A 17199-nucleotide genomic window follows, 5' to 3' on the forward strand; every position below is an offset into this window, starting at 1 on the left:
CGGTCAGCCGCCCCCGGACTGAAGGTCGGGCGAATCCGGGTCCTGAGTCCTCTCCGGGTGTACGGAGGTGTCGGACTGTTCGTCCGAGGTGCCCGAGGGACGGTCTGCCGGGCCGCCCGACGGCCGGTCCGAGCCGGTGTCGCGGGATCCCTTCGGGCCCCGTTCCTCCTGCGGCTCCTCCTCGACGCCGCTGTGCTTCTCCGGTGTCTCAGCCATGGGGTGCTCCTTACTCACGTCACTCGGATCGGGATTCACATCGAACGGATGCGCAGGTAGCGGCGGATGTCGGGGATCGACCTGATCCCCACCGCCACGGCGACGACCGCCACGGCCGCGGCCGCTCCGGCGGTGATGATGCCCAGGGTCTTCACGATCGGTTCTCCTCTCGGTGCAGCGCCGTCTCCTCGGCGCTCAGGGGTGTCAGTTCGTCGGGCGCGAAGTAGAAGTAGCGGCCGTACCAGTCGTGCAGGTCCGAGGCGGGGTCGTCGACGAGGACCAGGGCGATGTGCGTACCACCGTCCACGTCCGAGAGGACCGCGGTGACCCGGGCCACCCGGCCGGCGAAGAACAGGTCCTGCGCGTCCGCCCGCCGGGAGGGGTGGACGCGGACCAGGCTGTCCTTGGCCACCCGGACCCCGTCGATCACGACCGCGTCGCTGCCGGGCCGTACCGAGGCGTCGGCCGCCGGGTCCCACCAGGGCGCGCCCGCGGTGTCGAAAGCGGCGGGTTCCACATCCCGGACGTCTGCCGCCGGGCCCACGGGAGCCGCGGGCTCCGGCGGGTGCGGGTCGCGCAGCAGGCCGTGCAGCCGCTGGAGGTCGGCGGGCGACATGCCGTCGCACCGGTCGATGATCTCCCGGGCCCGGGGATCGGTGGCCCGGGCCTCCGCCTTCTCCTCCTCCGTCATGGTCATCACACGGAGAGTCAGGATCTCGTCGATCTCGGTCGAGTCGAACAGGGCGCCGGGGCTCTGCTCGGCGACCTCCGGGTAGTCGTACAGGATGATCGGCGCACCGAGCAGGGTGTCCGTCGTCCCCTTCGGCCCGGCCAGCACGGGCCAGCACCTGCGCTGCCGGCACCGGCCGGCGGCCGCTGCCGCTCCGGCGGGCGGTTCGAGCAGCGAGACGAACCCGGCGTTGTGCGCCCGCAGCAGCAGATGCGCGCCGATCAGCGAGGACCGGATCGCGGCGTCCTTGGTGGCCACGGGCTCCGGATGCTCGTTGCGCACCGCCACCGAGAGGCGCACGTATCCGTCGTCGACGACGGCCCGCGTGCGGACCCGGACCGTCAACGGCAGCCGCCGTCGCACGATCCGGCCCACCAGAACGCCGCGCGCGTCGGTCACCGGCTCGGTGTCCTCGCCGCCCGGGACCTCGTGGACGGCGTCCGCCACCTCGCCCAACGGCAGTGCGGTCAGGACGACTTCACGCTCGACGGCCTCGTCCCAGGACATCACCGGCACCCCGTCGACGATGAGCTGTCCGACCGGTACGTCCACCCCGTCCTCGCCCGTGCCGCGCACCTCGCGGACCTGGAGCTGGAGGAAGCGCAGATGCACGGTGACGGCGGCCGGCCCGTCGTGCGGTGCCAGCAGGCACTGCATCTCCATCTCCGGCTCCTCGCCGAAACTCGCCGCCGTGGCCTGCGGCGGACCGAGGACCCCGAACTGCCAGCGCGACCGGTTCTTGTGCGAGCTCGCCCGGTACGGGTACAGGAGGTACCCCTCGTACAGGACGGCATCGGCGATCGAACGCACCTGGTCAAGGCTCACAGGACCACCTCGTCGTGCTCGGCCAGGAGGGCCTGGACCGTCTCGTCCCAGCTGATCAGCCCGCGCCGGGCCCGGAAGTCCGCGAAGCGCGCCAGCACCTCGTGGTCCAGCCGGATCCATCCGGTGCTCGGGTAGTGCGCCGCCACCATGCGTCGCCACACCTCGACCGGCATCGGATGCCGGGCCTCGCAGTCCCACGGCACCTGCTCGACCCCGAAGCCCTTGCTGCCGCGGGTGAAGACCGTGCCGGAGAACATCAGGGCGAGGGGGACCGAGCCTTCGCCCAGGGCGTGCAGATAGCGGGAACCGATCACGTCGAAGTCGTACGTGCAGGGCAGAGGGAGATCGACCTCGGTCGCACCGCTGAAGCCCTGCACGGTGGTGTCGCAGCTCATCCACTGGAACGGCTTCAGGGTGTCCGTCCAGCGGTCCCGGCCGCCGAACAGCGCTACCAGGCCGCTCTGTTCGGCCTCGTCGTAATGGCGCCGATGCGGCTCGATGCGGACCTGACAGTGCAGCGCGATGGCATGGATCCGCCGACCCGTCCGCTCCTCGATCCGCAGCCGCGCGGTCAGCTGCGGAGCGGCCGCGTACGGCTCGGCGACGACGTCGAGCACGGAGAACGCGAAGTCGTTCACGGCGCCCCGATCCCCGCGGCCGGCCGGCTTCGCTCCGCCACCCGTGCGAAGAAGCCGTCCAGCGCGGCACGGGCCTCGGTGCCGCCGTCGAACCCGCGCCACAGCGAACGCAGTTGCCCCACCAACTCGTAACAGGCGTCGATCGGCACCAGATGGCACGAACCATCGCTCTCCGCCGTACGCCGGATCAGCAGCGCCTCCACGTCCGGACGCAGCACGGCGAGCTCGGGGCTCGACGCGACGACGGCCGCCCAGGCGTCCAGCGGCAGTTCCGACTCGGTGGCCCCGGCGGGCCCGGGGTAGAACGCGATCATCCGGTCCTGGACGGAGTTGCGGAACAGGAAGGCGAGCCCCACGGGAATCTGCAACTCGTCCCAGGCACGCCCGTCCACGGTCAGCCCGGCGAAGTGCAGATAGCGCTCGGGGACCGCCCGGTAGCGCAGCTCCGCGTTCTCGTCGGTGAACAGCAGATAGCAGGCCCGGCAGCCGCACATCAGGGCGCGGCTGTCGAGGTTCACCACATGGGGGTGGCTCTCGCCGATCGGTTCCGCGCACATCTCGCAGCGCTCACCGGCGGGCGGTCGCGGCCGGTTGCGCCTGAGCCGCAGCAGGGTGGAGGCCGGCGAGGCGGAACGGCCCGACGCGATCACGGCGCCACCGCCGCGGGAACCGACACCGAGACCGCGGCACCGTCCGACAGCAGGGGCAGCGGCGCCAGGTGCGCATCGTCCCCGTCGAGGCAGATCCCGGCCCGCCGTACGTCGTAGTGCGCACGACACCCGGCACAGCGCAGGATCGCGTCCCCGGCCAAACCGCCCAGCCGCCGCGCCAGCGTGGCCCCCTCGAACGGCTGCTCGCAGCGCGCGCACCGGTCCTCGAAGGCGAAGAGATCCGTGCCCACCCGGCAGGCCACCACCGGCATCCTGCCGACACCGAACCGGGCCACGGCGCCGGACTCCAGCCCCGACAGCTCCGGCACGACCTCCCACGAGGCGCCGTCGTCACCGGCCGTCCCGGACTCCGCGTGCAGCCGGGCGAACAGCGAGTCCACCAGGACCAGCGGCCCCGCCGCCCCTGCGTCCTCGTCGGCCGCGGTCTCGACCTCGATCGAGGTGATCTCCGGCGCCGCCGCCTCCACAGCACCCTGCACGGCCAGCTTGAGCGTGACCGAGGACGACGGGCAGCCGTCACAACTGCCCAGCAGCCTCAACCGGACGGTGCCCTCGTCGGTGACGGCGAGCAGCTCCACATCACCGCCGTGCGACCCCAGATACGGTCGTACGCTCTCCAGCGCCCGCTCGACCCGGGTCTCCACACCGTAGGGATGCAGCCCGTGCACCAGCAGGACGCCGGCCACCAGCTCGTCGTCGGCCAGGGCGGCCAGGACGTCGTCGTCCAGCCGCCCCTGCTCGTGCACGAGGCCGAGCAGCCGTTCCAGCCCGGCACCGTAGAAGTCGGTGACGAGCCGGACCAGTTCCTCGCTGCGTTCGCGGGCGACCGCGCCGCCCGAGCCGCTGGCGGCGATCAGGGTGTCGATGCGTTCACCGGCGGTCCGCCAGTCGGGCGTGGCCGGGGAATCCTCCTGCGCCATCACTCGCTGCCCGCGGACTGGGTGGGGGAGTGCAGGAGCTCCAGCTTCTTGCCCTCGCCGAGATACATGTGCACACCGCAGGGCAGACAGGGGTCGAAGCTGCGCACCGTGCGCATGATGTCGATGCCCTTGAAGTGCTCCCGGTCGTTCTCCTCGAAGATCGGCTGCCCCTGCACGGCGTCCTCGTAGGGGCCGGGCGTGCCGTACGTGTCACGGGGGCTCGCGTTCCACGGAGTCGGCGGGTACGGGTGGTAGTTCGCGATCTTGCCGTCCCGGATCACCATGTGGTGGGAGAGGACACCGCGGACCGCCTCGGTGAACCCGCAGCCCACGCCCTCCTCGGGCACCTCGAACTTCTCCCAGGTCTTGGTGTTCCCGGAGCGGATCTCCACGAGAGCCTTCTCCGCGAAGTGAAGCGCGCAGGCTGCCGCGTAGGCCTGGAAGTAGCTGCGCGCCCGGTTGCGCTCGATGGTGTTGCTCCACTTCGGGACGTGCCACTCCAGCTCCACCGGCCCCTTGAGGGCGGTCTTGGGGAGGTTGATCTTGACGCTGTGGCCGGTGGCCTGGATGTAGCCGATGTCGACCAGACCGGCCAGCGCGGTGGTCCACAGTCGCGCGAGCGGCCCGCCGCCCGTGTCGAGCGCCAGGTAGTCCTTGCCGTCGAACCACCGGGGTGACATGACCCAGCTGTACTTGTCGTCCAGGTCCCGCTTCTGCGGCTGCGGGTTGGTGTGCTGGTTCCAGGGGTGGCGCCGGTCGACCGGATTGCCGAGTGGGTCGTGGGAGACGAACGTCTCCTGCTCGTCCCAGTCGTTGTAGTACGACGAACCGAGCAGGATCCGGATGCCGAGGTTGATCTTCACCAGGTCGGTGGTGACCAGCTTCCCGTCGACGACGACACCGGGGGTGACGTACATCTTCCGGCCCCAGTCGGTCATGTCCTTGTACGCGAAGTTGCAGTGCTCCGGGTCCTGGAAGGAGCCCCAGCAGCCCAGCAGGATGCGCCGGTTGCCGACCTGCTCGTACCCCGGCAGGGCTTCGTAGAAGAAGTCGAAGAGATCGTCGTGCATCGGCACGACCTTCTTCATGAACTCCACGTACCGCTGGAGGCGGGTGATGTAGTCCGTCATCAGCTGGATGGTCGCCACGGTGCCGACCCCGCCGGGATAGAGCGTGGAGGGGTGGACGTGCCGGCCCTCCATCAGGCAGAACATCTCCCGGGTCATCCGGCTGACCTGGAGCGCCTCGCGGTAGAACTCGCCGGTGAACGGGTTCAGCGATCGCATGATGTCGCCGATCGTCCGGTACCCGTGTGCGTCGGCGTGCGGGGAGGGGGTGCGGTTGGCCTGTTCCAGCACGCCGGGGTTGGTCTCCGCGACCATCTTCTCGCAGTAGTCGACCCCGACCAGGTTCTCCTGGAAGATGTTGTGGTCGAACATGTACTCCGCGGCCTCGCCGAGATTCACGATCCACTCGCCGAGGTGCGGTGGCTTCACCCCGTACGCCATGTTCTGCGTGTAGCAGGAACACGTGGCGTGGTTGTCACCGCAGATTCCGCAGATGCGACTCGTGATGAAGTGCGCGTCCCGCGGGTCCTTTCCCTTCATGAAGACCGAATAGCCCCGGAAGATGGAACTGGTGCTGTGGCACTCGGCGACCACCTTCTGTTTGAAGTCGATCTTCGTGTAGATCCCCAGGCTGCCGACGATCCGGGTAATGGGATCCCACGCCATTTCGACCAGGTCGTTCTTGCCCTGGCCGCCTCCGGCACCTTTGTGCTGCGTCGCGGTCATTGGCCGCCTCTTCTTTCTGTCCGTTGAGGTGATGTACGCGGTCATTCACCAGGTGCGTGTGGCGCCGGTCGTGAGTTTCCTGCCGGGCCTACGCCATTTCGGTTCGCGGTCCAGGGCGTGGGTGGTGAGACTGCGCAGCCGCCGAATCGTCGACCCGTACGGCCCGACCGCGTTGGTCGAGAGCTTTCCGCCGGGGGGCTCGTCCATGAACGGCATGAACTTGTCCGGGAACCCGGGCATGGTGCAGCCGATGCAGATGCCGCCGACGTTGGGGCAGCCGCCGATGCCGTTCATCCAGCCGCGCTTGGGCACATTGCACTTGACCGCGGGGCCCCAGCAGCCCAGCTTGACGATGCACTTCGGCGAGCCGTACTCCGTCGCGAAGTCGGCCTGCTCGTAGTACCCGGCTCGGTCACAGCCCTCGTGGACCGTGGACCCGAACAGCCACTTCGGCCGCAGCGCGTCGTCGAGCGGGATCATCGGTGCCTGGTCGGTGGCCATGTAGAGCAGGTAGGTGAGCGTCTCCGAGAGGTTGTCCGGCTGGATCGGACACCCGGGGACGCACACGATCGGGATGCCGGCCTTGGACTTCCAGTCCCAGCCCAGGTAGTCGGGGACCCCCATTGCGCCGGTCGGGTTGCCCGCCATGGCGTGGATGCCGCCGTACGTCGCGCAGGTGCCGACCGCGACGACCGCGGTCGCCTTCGGAGCCAGCCGGTCGAGCCACTCGCTGGTCGTCATCGGCTGGCCGGTGGCGGGGTCGTTGCCGAACCCGCACCAGTAACCCTCGTCGTGCAGCCGTTCGTTCGGAATGGATCCCTCGACCACGAGAACAAACGGTTCCAGTTCTCCGCGATCGGCCTTGAAGAACCATTCGAGGAAATCGTCGGCGCCGCCGTTCGGACCGCATTCGAAATCGATGAGCGGCCAGTGGACGGCGACCTGCGGAAGTCCCGGCAGGGCACCGAGCGCGATCTCCTCGATGCTCGGCTGCGTGGCGGCGGTCAGGGAGACGGAATCGCCGTCACAGCTCAGTCCTGCGTTGATCCACAGGACGTGGATCAGTGTGTCCTCCGCCTTTACCGCTTCCTCTGTCGGCATGGAATCGCCGCCTTTCAGGATGACGGCCTACCGACCGTCGGCCCCCACAGGTGGGTATGCGCACATTGCTACCATCACGCCTCGATTCGCGAGCCTCGGCAACAGGGGAATTCGCCGCTCCGCCTCGTCACCGGGGCCCGAATGACGGCATGCGGTCGACCGCTCGGGTGATCCGGACGGGGGACCGGTCCCGTCGGACGGCGCCACGGTGCTTCCGTGGCCCTACGGTCGGAGCCACCCGCGGAAGGACGAGCACCGGTGCACGAGCTGGCCATCACACAGAGTGTCGTCGACGCGGTGTGCGAACGCGCCGGGGGGCGTCCGGTTCGGTCGGTCCGCGTCCGCGTCGGCGTGCTCACGGCCGTGGTCGCCGACTCGATGCGGTTCTGCTTCGGCCTGGTCACGGAGGGGACGGCCGCCGAGGGCGCGCGGTTGGAGATCGACCAGCCGCCCGGCGCCGGCCGCTGCCGCACCTGTGCCGTCGCATTCACCTTGACCGACCTGATTCTGCTGTGTCCCTGCGGCAGCGCGGATGTGGAGATCACATCGGGACAGGAACTGCAGATCGTCTCCATGGAAGTGGGCTGAACCATGTGCGGTACCTGCGGCTGTGCCGAGGAGTCCGGCGGGACCAGGATCGTGATGCTGCGGGAGGACGGTGCACCGGACCACGGACATCCGCATCCGCATCCGGATCCGCACCCTCATCCGCACGGGCGTCGTCAGCCGGATGGAGCCGGTGAGACCGTCACCATCGAGCAGAGGGTACTCGCCAAGAACGACCTGCTCGCGGAGCGCAACCGGACGTGGATGGGCGACCGCGGCGTCGTGGCCGTGAACGTGATGAGCTCGCCGGGCGCAGGCAAGACGACCCTGTTGGAACGCGCCGTCACCGACCTCGGCGGCCGTCGGCCGGTGGCCGTCGTCGAGGGCGATCAGGAGACGAGGCTCGACGCCGACCGGATCAGGCGTACGGGCTGCGCCGTGGTGCAGGTGAACACGGGAGCGGGATGCCACCTCGACGCGGAGATGATGCGGGACGCCCTCACGGCGCTGTCCCCGGCCGAGGGTTCGCTGCTCATGGTGGAGAACGTCGGGAACCTGGTGTGCCCCGCCCTGTTCGACCTCGGGGAGCGCAGCAAGGTCGTGATCATCTCGGTCACCGAGGGCACGGACAAGCCGCTGAAGTACCCGTACATGTTCGCCGCCGCCGATCTGATCCTGATCAACAAGTCCGATCTGCTGCCCTATGTCGACTTCGACGTGGAGCAGTGCGAGCGGCACGCGCGCTCGGTGAACCCGGACGTGCGCGTGCTGACGGTCTCCGCGACCACCGGCGAGGGCCTGGCCCAGTGGTACGACTGGCTGGCGGAGCAGCGGTAGCCGCTCCGCCGCCGGACCGCGCTCAGTCCCGGGGGAGCAGGGGCTGCGGGACCGCGGTGCCGGTCGTGGGGCGCTCCTTGCGGACGAAGGCCCGGCGCAGCCCGTGGTACGGGTGGTGCGGGTCCGCGAAGATGCGGTGCATGCGGGCGAGTTCGGCCTCCCGGTACGGGGCCAGGTCGACCCGGTCCCGCTCCTCCTTCTTCGCGTGGATCCGGGACTGCGTCGCGGGCAGGGCTGCCAGGCGGGATGCCAGGGCGCCGACCTCCGACGCGAACGACTGAGGGGTGCACGGGATCACCCTGTCGATCAGCCCGAGCCGGTGGGCCGTGGTGGAGCTGACCGGCAGGGCGTCCCGCATGAGCCGGCCGGCCGCCGCCGCACCCACCCGCCGCGGCAGTGTGTACGTCCAGTACTCCGATCCGTACAGCCCCATCAGGCGGTAGTGCGGATTGAAGACCGCGCCCGCCCTGCACCACACCTCGTCGGCGGCGAGGGCCAGCATCATCCCGCCCGCCGCGGCGTTCCCGGCGAGCGCGGCGACGACGAGCCGGTCCGTGGTGGTCAGCACCGCCTCGACCAGGTCGTCCATGGCATTGATGTTGGCCCAGGACTCGGCGCCGGGATCGGCCGCCGCCTCGATCACATTGAGGTGGATGCCGTTGGAGAAGAAGTCCCGGCCACCGCCGACGACCAGCACCGAGGTGGGCCGGGAGCAGGCGAACCGGTAGGCGTGCAAAAGGCGTTGACACTGCGCCGTGCTCATCGCGCCGCCGCGGAACGAGAACGACAGGAAGCCGGTCCCGGCCTCCTCCCGGTAGCCGATCTCGGACCAGGTGCCGTCGTTCTCGGTCCGGTGCAGCGGAGCCGGCCGCTCGGGCACGGCGGACAGCCGCCCGGCCAGCGCCGAGGCGGCGGGGAGTTTGAAGGTGGCCGGGCCGCCCGGCGCCCGCCGTGGCCGCAGCTCGGGAATCCACACCGCGCCGTCGACGGTCGCCCGGCAGATCGCGCCGTCCCGGGTGGCCACCACATCCCCCGGACGCCCGCCCAGCCGGGACTCGGGATACCCGCCGTGCAGGAACCACTCGCCGCCCAGCAACTCGTCGAGCACACCGGGCTGGGAGTCCGCCGCCCTGAGCTTGCGGACCGCTGTCGCGGTGGAGTCCGACCGCCAGTCGATGCGACGCAGCGACTGCCGGAACGGGGGGCGGCAGCCTTCGATGGCGCCGGAGGCCTGCGGTGCCGGGGCGTACGTCCCCGACGCGAAACGTCCGACCGCCAGGAGCACCGCCTCCATGGCGGCGTCCGAGATCTCGTTGCGGTACAGGTCGCTCTTGCCCACCGGGGGCAGCGGACAGGTCACGGACGCCCAGACGTCACCCGCGTCCATCTCCGCGTTCGCCTGAAGCACGGTGACGCCCCAGCGGTCCGCTCCCTCGTGGACGGCCCAGTCCAGGGAGGAGGGCCCGCGGTCGCCGACCGGCCCCGGATGGACGACGAGACAGGTGTGGACCGACCAGACGTCCCTCGGGATCGCGGTCTTCAGGTACGGCGCCACAACAAGGTCCGGGCACTCCCGGCGGACGGCTTCCCGGACCGGGTCCTCCTCGTGCGCGAGCTGCACGGCGACGGAGTGCCCGTGGTCCCTCAGCTCCGCCTGGACGCGTTGGGTAAGGCTGTTGAAGGCGCTTGCGACAAGCAGGATGTGCACGGCGATCTCCCGGTGGCTGCGGTCCGTCCTGATCGAGCGTGGGTGTGGACTCCTGCTCAGCGGAACTCACCCGGCGGGAACATGCCGGGAATTCACTCGAAGCGCACAGAGCGGACGGTGAACCGACGCGCTCGCTCGCCGGACCCACAGCGCCGCGCCGGTCCGCATCCGGCCCTTGTCCCCCCGCCCTTGTCCGGGCCCGGCCGGCACGGTCGGCGTGCTGGTCGTCAAAAAACCACTTGACGGCCACGCCGAAATGCTGTGCGGGTAATGTCGACGCCGCCGTTCGTAGGTTGGTTTACTGTCCGGTTCGTGGTTTCGACTTCCAGATCGATGTATGTAAAATGTTTCCCAAGTTGCCACGATGGCGGTAGTCGGCCGCTTGGAACTCAAATTCTCCTTGCCTTCCATCTCTGCGTGCGCGCGAATCGGCGACTCGGGCACCTCGGCTAAGAGGTGGAGGCGATCGGTCTGCGGCATCGTCGCTGCTCGGCGAGGCTGTGCCGGGGGAGAATGGCCTCTTTTTTCAACGTATCAGCCGTACTTTGCAAGTCTTATGCGTATCAATGGCGCTATCGCTGGGTGGGGCGACAGAAGGTTGTGGCCCAATCAACATTTCTTGGCAGGCTGCGACGCTGTAACCTTGGCCGCGGAAAACTCGATCATCATTCAGAAGTTTTTCGATTGGGGGACGCGTGAGGTATGAGGTTCTCGGTCCGTTACGTGTCGTAACCGATAATGGCGCCTTTTCGATTGGCGCCCGAAAGTCCGAAACGGTGCTTCTCACTCTGCTCGCCCGGTTCGACCAGGTTGTGTCGGTCGGTCAGCTTGTCGACGAGATCTGGGGTGACGATGCTCCCCGCAGGGCGAACGCCGCATTGCATGTGCATGTCTCACAACTGCGAAAGTTGCTCAGGTGTGAAAAATACACAGAAAGTCCTATTGTCACCCGTTCCCCGGGGTATGTGCTCAGCCTCGGGTCCGATGAACTCGACCTGTTGGACTTTCAGCAACTGCTGCGCACGGGGAAAACCCATCAGCGTGCCGGCGAGCACGAGGAGGCGGTCGACGACCTGAAGGCGGCGCTGGACCTGTGGCGCGGGCCCGCGCTGGGCGCACCTGTGACGGGCCCGATCATCAGTGGTTTCTCGGCCTGGCTCGCCGAGAATCGCCTTGAGTGCATCGATGCCCTCGTGGAGTCCACGCTCGCGCTCGGCAACTACAGCGACGTGATCGGCTTTCTTTACGCCATGATCGCGGAGCAGCCGTTGCACGAAATGTTTTACCACCAGCTCATGATCGCGCTGCACCGGTCCGGTAGGCGGGCTGACGCGCTGCGCGTATACCAGACCGCAAGGAAGGTGCTACGGGGCGAGTTGGGACTCGAACCGTGTCAGTCGTTGCGCACCTTGCATACCGCGATCCTGGTCGAGAGTGACGCCGGGCCACTCGTCCACTGAGCTGAATCTCGCATGAGGGGCCGTCAGCTTGCTGACGGCCCTTTCCACTTCGTATGCGTAGCGGATTCGCAGGCAGGCAGGCAGGCCGGTCGGCCGACAGGTTCTCGGTCACGGTGTGTGCCGGGCCAGTTCGGCACTCAGGTAGTCGACGAGGGCGGCCGAGGTGGGGTATTCGAACATGGCCTCGAGCGGCACGGTGAGTCCGGTCGCGGCGCACAGCCGGTTGCGCAGCTCCAGCGCGGTGAGCGACGAGAAGCCGACCTCCATGAACGGCGCCGCCGGGTCGAGGCCGCCGGAGGACTTGTGCCCGAGTACGTCGGCCGCATGTCGCAGCACCAGGTCGAGCACGATCCCCTCGCGTGCCTCCGGTGGCAGGCCGGCGAGCTCCTCGCGGAGCGCCGCGCCGTCGTCGTCCGCATCGGACGGTGAGGTCACTTCGGCCGGTACCGGCCGGCTGCGGGCGTGCCAGTCGGCCAACACGGGCAGCAGGGCCGAGACGGCCTGCCGGTCGACACCCTCCTTCTGATCACCCAGCAGGTCGAGCAGGGCATCCGGGTCACCGGCGTCGACCGCCGCCCAGAACCGCCGCTCGGCCGGGGTTCCCGAGCCGGCCGCGTCAAGCCAGTACCGCACCCGGCGGAAGGCGTACGTCGGCAGGGGAAGCGGGCGGCCGCCCGCGTGCACCGCGGCCAGGTCGACCCGGACGCCGGAGGTGTGCAGTTCTCCGAGCGCGCCGAGCACCGCTCGGGTCTCCGTGCGGTCGGGCCGCATGGCCGGCGTGACGACCGTGTCATCGGCGGGCTCCGGCAGGGATTCCCTGATCATCGGCACCAGCGCCGCACTCGGGCCGATCTCGACGTACCGGCGTACCCCGAGAGCATGCACGGACGCGATACCGTCGGCGAACCGGACGGTGGTACGCACCTGGTGGACCCAGTAGTCGACCGAACCGAGCTCGGCGTCGCTCGCGAGCCTGCCGGTCACGTTCGACACCACCGGCAGCTGTGCCGGCCGGAACACCACCTTCGTCAGCGCGGCGCGGAACTCGTCGAGGGCGCCATCCATGTGGTGGGAGTGGAAGGCGTGGCTGACTCGCAGGCGGGTGACCTTCCTGCCGTCGGCCCGCCACCGCCGCGCCAGTGCGAGCACCGCCGCCGAGTCACCGGAAACCACCGTCGATAGCGGACCGTTGACCGCCGCGACGGAGATCGCGGCGGGTGCCCCGGTCTCCGCGACCGACGCGGCGATCTCGGCCTCGCTCGCCCGGATCGCCACCATGGCCCCGCCGCCCGGGGCCCCGGCCATCGCCCGGCCACGCGCGGCGACCACGGCGGACGCGTCGGCGAGGTCGAGCACCCCCGCGATGTGCGCGGCGACCAGCTCGCCGATGGAGTGGCCGATCAGGTAGTCCGGCCGGATCCCGAAGGACTCGACGAGCCGGTACAGCGCGACCTCCACGGCGAACAGCGCCGCCTGGGTGAAGTCGGTGCGGTCGAGGAGTTCGGTGCCGGGGGCCGACAGCACATCCTGCAGCGGCCGGTCGAGGTGCGGGTCGAGGTACTCGCAGGCCTCGCCGAGGGCCTCGGCGAACACCGGGAAGCGCGTCGCGAGTTCGCGTCCCATTCCGGCGCGCTGGCTGCCCTGCCCCGAGAACACCATCGCCGTACCCCCGGTACCGCGCCTGCCGAGGATCACGTTGGGCGCGACGGCACCCTCGGCGAGCGACCCGAGCCCGTCCAGCAGTTCGGCATGGTCCGCTCCGACGATCACGGCACGCCGGTCGAACGTCGCGCGGGTGGCCGCCAGCGACCAGGCCACATCCGCGGGTTCCAGCCCGGGGTTCGCCAGCACGTGGTCGCGGAGCCTGCCGGCCTGGGCACGCAGCGAGGTGGTGTCGCGTGCGGAGAGCGGCCAGGCCACCACGGGCAGGGCGCACCCACCGGCCGGGGCCTGCGCCGGCGGCGCCTCCTCCAGGATCACGTGCGCGTTCGTACCGCTGATCCCGAACGAGGAGATCCCGGCCCGGCGCGGGCGGTCGGTGGCCGGCCAGTCCTCCCGCTCGGTCAGCAGCGACACCGCTCCGGCCGACCAGTCGACCATCGGGCTCGGCTCGTCGACGTGCAGCGTTTTCGGCAGCGTCGACCGCCGCAGCGCCAGCACCATCTTGATCACCCCGGCCACCCCGGCAGCCGCCTGGGCGTGGCCGATGTTGGACTTGATGGAGCCGAGGCGCACCGGGGCGGTCCGGTCGCGTCCGTAGGTGGCCAGGATCGCCTGTGCCTCGACGGGGTCACCGAGCGGTGTGCCGGTACCGTGCGCCTCCACGGCGTCCACATCGGACGGTGCGAGGCCGGCGTCCGCGAGCGCGGCGCGGATGACCCGCTGTTGCGACGGCCCGTTCGGTGCGGTGAGGCCGTTGCTCGCCCCGTCGGAGTTCACCGCCGAACCGCGCAGCACCGCGAGTACCCGGTGGCCGTTGCGGTGCGCGTCGGAAAGCCGCTCCAGTACGACCAGCCCGGCGCCCTCGCCGAAACCGACGCCGTCGGCCGCCGCGGCGAACGACCGGCACCGGCCGTCCGGGGAGAGCCCGCGTTGCCTGCTGAACTCGGTGAACACACCCGGTGTGGAGAGGACCGTCACCCCTCCGGCCACGGCGAGCGAGCACTCGTCGGCGCGCAGCGCCCGCATTGCCAGGTGCAGTGCGACCAGCGACGAGGAGCACGCGGTGTCCACGGTGACGGTCGGCCCCTCGAAGCCGAAGGTGTAGGCGACCCGGCCCGAGGCCACGCTGGCCGCCGCGCCGTTGCCGACGAATCCCTCGACCTCGGGTGGCACGGTGCCCAACCGGGTCGCGTGCTCGCTGTACATCAGCCCGGCGAACACGCCGGTGCTGCTGCCGCGCAGCGTCGTCGGATCGATCCCTGCGTCCTCCAGCGCCTCCCAGGTGATCTCCAGCAGGATCCGCTGCTGAGGGTCGGTCGCCAGTGCCTCACGGGGAGCCAGGCCGAAGAAGCCGGCGTCGAAGTCGGTCGCGTCGTGCAGGAACCCGCCCCGGCGGGTGTACGAGGTGCCGGGGTGGTCGGGGTCGGGATGGTGCAGCTCGTCGACAGGCCATCCGCGGTCGGTCGGGAACTCGGTGGTCGTGTCCACCCCGTCGTCGAGCACGCGCCACAGGTCGGCCGGCCCGCGCACGTCCCCCGGGTAGCGGCAGCTCATCCCCACGATCGCGACCGGCTCGGTGCGCCGGGCGAGCTCACCACGTGCCTGGTGAAGCTCAGCGGTGGTCCACCGCAGGTAGTCGATCAGCTTGTCGGCGTCTGTCATACCCGGTCTCCTCCGGTGGCCGACCGGCCCAGCTCCCGGTCGATGAAGTCGAAGAGTTCGGCCGCGTCGGCGGCACTGATCCTGTCGGCGATGCCGGTCAGCTCGTCCGTGGCGTCGTCCGGTCCTGCCTGTGCCGGGAGCAGCTCGGCCACCAGGTGCGCGGTGAGCGCGGCGGGCGTCGGATGGTCGAACACGACGGTCGCCGGGAGCCGTAGCCCGGTGGCCGCGCCGATCCGGTTGCGCAACTCGACCGAGGTGAGCGAGTCGAAGCCGAGGTCGCGAAACGCCTGGTCCCGGTCGAGGTCGTGACCGGACGAGTGCCCGAGCACCTCGGCCACCGTGGCCAGCACCAGCACCGCGAGACCTTCCGGTGAGCGGTCCCGCAGCACGGGGGCCACCCGGTCCGCCGGGGACCCGTTCCTGACCAGGCTGCGCAGGACGGCCGGTACGTCGTCTGCCGGGCGGCCGCGCAGCGCGGCGGGGTTCAACCGCGCGGGCACCAGAACGGGGTCGGCGCAGTGCAGCGCCGCGTCGAACGCGGCCAGCGCGGCGACGGTGGGCATGGGGACCAGGACACCGCCGGTACGGGCGGACTCGTTCATGCCACCGGCCTCGTCCCACAGCCCCCACGCCAGCGCGGTGGCGGGCAGGCCGGCGGCGTGCCGGTGCTGGGCGAGACCGTCGAGGTAGGCGTTGGCGGCGGCGTAGTTGGCCTGCCCCGCACTGCCGACGGTCGCGGCGACGGAGGAGAACAGTACGAACGCCGTGAGCTGCCGGTCGCGAGTCAGCTCGTGCAGGTGCCGAGCGGCTTCCGCCTTCGGTTTCCACACCGCGTCGAACGCATCGGTGGTGAGGGTTTCCACGGTGGCGTCGGCCAGTACGCCGGCCGCGTGCACGATGGTGTCCGGCTCGGCCTGTGCCAGCACCTCGGCCAGCGCGGTGCGGTCTCCGACGTCGCAGGCCACCAGTTCGGCGACCGGTCCGAGCTCGGCGAGCAGCTGCCGGGCGCCGGGGGCCTCCGGTCCCCGGCGGGACACCAGAACCAGCCGCCGCACGTCGTGTTCGGTGGCGAGGTGCCGGGCGAGTGCCTTCCCGATGGCTCCGGTCGCCCCGGTCAGCAGGACGGTGCCGAGTGCCGGGCTCCGGCTTCCGCTCACCGGCAACCTGGCCAGCCGGGGGACGAAAGCGTTGCCGTCGCGCAGCGCGGCCTGCGACTCGCCGCCGGCCACCGTGGCGGCGAGGGCGCCTGCGCTCGCCCGGTCGGTGTCCACGAGCACGAGCCGGCCCGGGTGTTCGGCCTGGGCACTGCGGACCAGGCCCCACACGGCCGCCTGGTCGGGGTCGACCTCCTCGCCGGGGTGGACCGCGACCGCGCCGCCCGTCGCGACGAGCACCCGCGTGTCGGTGACGAGCACGGTACGAAGGATGTCGAGGACCGACTTCGCGTCGCGGAACTCGTGGTGTTCGCGGGCGCCGAGCGCTGCGGCCGCCCATGGAGGTCCGACCACGGTCCAGTGCCCGGTGACCGCCGCGGCCCCCTCGGGCACCGGGCGCCACTCCACCCGGAACACCGGCTCCGGAGCGCCTGCTCCGGGTTGCCTGAGAACCAGGGACTCCACGGTCAGCACGGGCGCTCCGGTGGGATCGGTGGCGACCAGTGAGACCGTGTCGGTACCGGAGGGGGACAGACGTACCCGCAGCGCCGTCGCGCCACGGCGGTGCAGACGGACCCCGCTCCAGGCGAACGGGATGCGCGGCTGGGTCGCGTCCACCGCCAGGACGTGCAGTGCGGCGTCGAGCAGTGCCGGGTGGATCCCGTATCCGGGATCTTCGGGGAGCTCGACCTCCGCGTACAGATCCTCGCCCGCCCGCCAGGCGGCCCGCAATCCCTGGAATGTCCTGCCGTACCGGTATCCGAGCTCGGCCAGGTCCGGGTAGACGTCCTCGACGTCCAGTGGGACGGCGTCGGGTGGCAGAACGACGGTGGCCGGCGGCAGTTCCCGGTCGCTGAGGGTTCCGCTCGCGTGCTGGGACCACTCACCGTCGTGGCGGGCGTGAACGGTCACGGTCGTGCCGTCGACGACGACCTGGAGCTCCGCCGCCGTGTCGAGCGGCAGCGGCGTGTCGAGCGTGAGCTCCTCGACCGTTCGGCCGGTGTGCAGAGCGAGGTCGAGCAATGCGGTGCCGGGCATCAGGGTCATGCCCTGGACCACGTGGTCGCTGCTCCAGGGATGCAGGTGGCCGGCGATGCGTCCGCTGTGGACCGTCGATCCCGCTGCGAGGTCCACCGTGGACGTGAGGAGCGGGTGCTCGCCTCCGGTCCGGTTGCCCGTCCGGTTGAGCCAGTGGCGTTGGTGTTGGAAGGGGTAGGTGGGGAGGTTGGGGTGGTGGGGGTTGGGGTGGGGGTTGGTGGGGTTGGTTCCGTTGAGG

Annotated in this window: 12 protein-coding genes and 2 pseudogenes; 3 read left to right on the top strand and 11 right to left on the bottom strand. The window is 70.3% G+C overall.

The window, feature by feature from the left end:
* Positions 1-3 precede the first annotated feature (3 nt).
* From ACWCPY_RS22620 to ACWCPY_RS22655, 8 genes are read right to left on the bottom strand one after another with little or no spacing between them, the layout of a single operon-like run.
* On the bottom strand, positions 4-216 hold the full coding sequence (locus ACWCPY_RS22620; RefSeq protein WP_451267611.1) for a hypothetical protein: 213 nt from the start codon (positions 214-216) through the stop codon (positions 4-6).
* Between the two features lie 35 nt (positions 217-251).
* The gene (locus ACWCPY_RS22625; protein WP_370804632.1) at positions 252-371 is read right to left on the bottom strand and encodes a DUF6893 family small protein; all 120 of its coding nucleotides are present in this window, start codon (positions 369-371) and stop codon (positions 252-254) included.
* The gene (locus ACWCPY_RS22630; protein WP_451267613.1) at positions 368-1771 is read right to left on the bottom strand and encodes a hypothetical protein; all 1404 of its coding nucleotides are present in this window, start codon (positions 1769-1771) and stop codon (positions 368-370) included. The genes ACWCPY_RS22625 and ACWCPY_RS22630 overlap by 4 nt, the downstream gene beginning before the upstream one ends.
* Positions 1768-2409, bottom strand: coding sequence for a DUF6084 family protein (locus ACWCPY_RS22635; RefSeq protein WP_451267615.1), 642 nt, complete (start codon positions 2407-2409; stop codon positions 1768-1770). Before ACWCPY_RS22635 ends, ACWCPY_RS22630 begins: the two co-directional genes overlap by 4 nt.
* On the bottom strand, positions 2406-3059 hold the full coding sequence (locus ACWCPY_RS22640; RefSeq protein ID WP_451267617.1) for a DUF5947 family protein: 654 nt from the start codon (positions 3057-3059) through the stop codon (positions 2406-2408). Before ACWCPY_RS22640 ends, ACWCPY_RS22635 begins: the two co-directional genes overlap by 4 nt.
* Positions 3056-4000 (bottom strand): NifU family protein, encoded by a 945-nt coding sequence (locus ACWCPY_RS22645; RefSeq protein WP_451267618.1) that lies wholly within the window; start codon positions 3998-4000, stop codon positions 3056-3058. Before ACWCPY_RS22645 ends, ACWCPY_RS22640 begins: the two co-directional genes overlap by 4 nt.
* Positions 4000-5793 carry a nickel-dependent hydrogenase large subunit gene (locus ACWCPY_RS22650; protein WP_451267620.1) on the bottom strand — a complete coding sequence of 598 codons (1794 nt, stop codon included), beginning with the start codon at positions 5791-5793 and terminating at the stop codon, positions 4000-4002. Before ACWCPY_RS22650 ends, ACWCPY_RS22645 begins: the two co-directional genes overlap by 1 nt.
* A gap of 45 nt (positions 5794-5838) precedes the next feature.
* Positions 5839-6894: an NADH-quinone oxidoreductase subunit B family protein gene (locus ACWCPY_RS22655; protein ID WP_451267622.1), complete on the bottom strand. Its 1056-nt coding sequence runs from the start codon at positions 6892-6894 to the stop codon at positions 5839-5841.
* Positions 6895-7152: 258 nt separating this feature from the next.
* On the opposite strand from ACWCPY_RS22655, the gene ACWCPY_RS22660 reads away from it, so the two are divergent.
* A complete protein-coding gene (locus tag ACWCPY_RS22660; protein ID WP_451267624.1) occupies positions 7153-7482 on the top strand; it encodes a hydrogenase maturation nickel metallochaperone HypA/HybF in 330 nt (109 codons plus the stop codon).
* 3 nt (positions 7483-7485) lie between these two features.
* Positions 7486-8277 carry a hydrogenase nickel incorporation protein HypB gene (gene hypB / locus ACWCPY_RS22665; protein ID WP_451267626.1) on the top strand — a complete coding sequence of 264 codons (792 nt, stop codon included), beginning with the start codon at positions 7486-7488 and terminating at the stop codon, positions 8275-8277.
* Between the two features lie 22 nt (positions 8278-8299).
* Here the strand turns inward: hypB and ACWCPY_RS22670 are convergent, their stop codons facing one another.
* The gene (locus ACWCPY_RS22670; protein WP_451267628.1) at positions 8300-9985 is read right to left on the bottom strand and encodes a hydrogenase maturation protein; all 1686 of its coding nucleotides are present in this window, start codon (positions 9983-9985) and stop codon (positions 8300-8302) included.
* A 776-nt stretch (positions 9986-10761) separates the two neighbouring features.
* On the opposite strand from ACWCPY_RS22670, the gene ACWCPY_RS22675 reads away from it, so the two are divergent.
* On the top strand, positions 10762-11445 hold the full coding sequence (locus ACWCPY_RS22675; RefSeq protein WP_451267630.1) for an AfsR/SARP family transcriptional regulator: 684 nt from the start codon (positions 10762-10764) through the stop codon (positions 11443-11445).
* Between the two features lie 108 nt (positions 11446-11553).
* Here ACWCPY_RS22675 and ACWCPY_RS22680 read toward each other — a convergent pair.
* Positions 11554-16263, bottom strand: a pseudogene (locus tag ACWCPY_RS22680) (SDR family NAD(P)-dependent oxidoreductase); the annotation flags it as partial.
* A 143-nt stretch (positions 16264-16406) separates the two neighbouring features.
* Positions 16407-17057 (bottom strand): annotated as a pseudogene (locus ACWCPY_RS22685) (polyketide synthase dehydratase domain-containing protein); the annotation flags it as partial.
* Positions 17058-17199: the final 142 nt, after the last annotated feature.

The sequence above is a fragment of the Streptomyces sp. NPDC002403 genome (assembly GCF_053593015.1).